General features: G+C 56.7%; 1 tRNA gene. It reads right to left on the reverse strand.

Annotation, left to right across the window (positions count from 1 at the left end):
- Positions 1 to 68: 68 nt before the first annotated feature.
- Positions 69 to 142: transfer RNA gene (locus tag JMJ55_RS30620), tRNA-Gly, on the reverse strand.
- Positions 143 to 261: the final 119 nt, after the last annotated feature.

A 261-nucleotide genomic window follows, 5' to 3' on the forward strand; every position in this document is an offset into this window, starting at 1 on the left:
TGAGCTACGTGAGCGTGAAACCTGTTTGTGTTGCCTGGACTTGCCGCAGACCCTGCACGGGCGTTCAGTGGAGCGGGAGACGGGAATCGAACCCGCACTAGTAGCTTGGAAGGCTACAGTTCTACCATTGAACTACTCCCGCACCGGGAGACCACTACAACTCGAAACAACAACGGAAAGCTGGTGGAGGGAGGTGGATTCGAACCACCGAAGGCGTAAGCCAGCAGATTTACAGTCTGCCCCCGTTGGCCGCTTGGGTAT

Source organism: Belnapia mucosa, assembly GCF_016775475.1.
Classification (GTDB): Bacteria; Pseudomonadota; Alphaproteobacteria; order Acetobacterales; family Acetobacteraceae; genus Belnapia; species Belnapia mucosa.